This window comes from Streptomyces sp. CNT360 (assembly GCF_000424785.1).
In genome coordinates, this window is record NZ_AUKO01000049.1 from 1 (window position 1) to 1,426 (window position 1,426).

At 68.0% G+C, this 1,426-nt stretch carries 1 protein-coding gene; it reads right to left on the bottom strand.

Going from position 1 to position 1,426, the window contains the following annotated elements; all coding sequences use genetic code 11:
• Window positions 1-93: 93 nt before the first annotated feature.
• A complete protein-coding gene (locus tag H297_RS0125790) occupies window positions 94-1,374 on the bottom strand; it encodes an IS701 family transposase (RefSeq protein ID WP_037795484.1) in 1,281 nt (426 codons plus the stop codon).
• Window positions 1,375-1,426 lie beyond the last annotated feature (52 nt).

The window sequence follows — 1,426 nt, forward strand, 5'->3', positions numbered from 1 at the left end:
TAGGACTCCGTTAGGTCTGTCTCGATCTTGGTGTTGTGTATGTTCTGCTGGGCAGGGGCTGTTGGCAGGTGGTGCAGATGCCGGTCCAGCACCTCAGGACGTCTTGGAGGGCGTCGAGGATCTGATAGAGAGTGAGTCCGGTGCGGGCGCTTTTGGGGCCAGACGTTGTTCGGTGAGAAATGCGTGGGCGGCGGTCACGAGGGTGACGTGGTGGTGCCAGCCAGGCCAAGACCGGCCTTCGAAGTGGTCCAGGCCCAGGCCGTGCTTGAGTTCGCGGTAGTCGTGCTCGATGCGCCAGCGGATCTTGGCCAGGCGGACCAGGTCGGTGATCGGGGTGTCGGCCGGCAGGCTGGACAGCCAGTAGTCGGTAGGAGCGTCGGCCTCGGCGGGCCACTCGGTCAACAGCCAGCCGTCGGGCAGGATGCCGTCCCACCAGCCCTGCTCGGCCGAGGCGGCAGCCCGGATCGGACGCTCGACGGCCTTGCCGGCCGGGCGGACACGCACGGCGGCGAAGCGGGAACGTAACTCACCGCGTGAGCCATGCCGCCAGGACAGGGAGGTGAACGCTCCCTGTCCGAGGTCGGCGGCAAGGGCTGCCACCGAGGGTGCGGGCTGGCGGTAGCGGGGCTGGGGCCAGCAGCCGGCGGGGCCCTTGCGGTCCGGGGCTATCGGTTCGGTATCGAACGGGTGGGCGGTCACGTCCGCGCGGACGGCCAGCATGTAGTCGATTCCGCGGTCTGCCAGTCCGGCCCGGAAGTGGGCGTTGGTGCCGTAGGCGGCGTCGGCCACGACCACGGGCGGGCTCATGCCCCAGCCGGCCAGGGTGTCGAGCATATCCAGAGCCAGACGCCACTTTTCCCGGTGCGTGATCTCGGGCGGGATGCGGGTGACGGTCCTGCGGTCGGTGTCCTCCGCCCATTCCTTGGGCAGGAACAGCCGCCACTGCAGTGGGCAGGAAGCCGTGTCACTGGCGGCGTGCAGACTGACTGCGACCTGGCAGTTGGCGCGTTTCCCCAGGGCTCCGCAGTACTGCGGAGCCACGGCCGCCGACATCCTTCCGTCCTTGGGCAGCGACACGTCGTCGATCACCCAGGCCGTCGGGGTGATCAGCGGCAGCATGCGCTCTGCGATCCGCCGCTGCACCGGCACCGGGTCCCAGGTGGACTGGTTCACGAACTGCTGCAGGTTCTGTTCGTTGCCGTCCGGCAGCCGCGAGGCCATGGCCTGGACCGACTTGCGGCGGCCCTCCAGCATCAGTCCCCGCAGGTAGCAGTCGCCTTTGACTCGCTGGTCCTTGCGTGGCACCGAGGCGAACACATCAGCCACGTATAGCGCCAAACTCGCCCGGACACGGTCCACTTCATGTGTGTCCATCCACCCACCATGCCCGGGAACAGGCCGAACTGACAGACCTAACGGAGTCCTA

Coding starts and splice junctions, on each gene's coding strand:
- H297_RS0125790 (WP_037795484.1), bottom strand. CDS start 1,374: ATGGACACACATGAAGTGGACCGTGTCCGGGCGAGTTTGGCGCTATAC.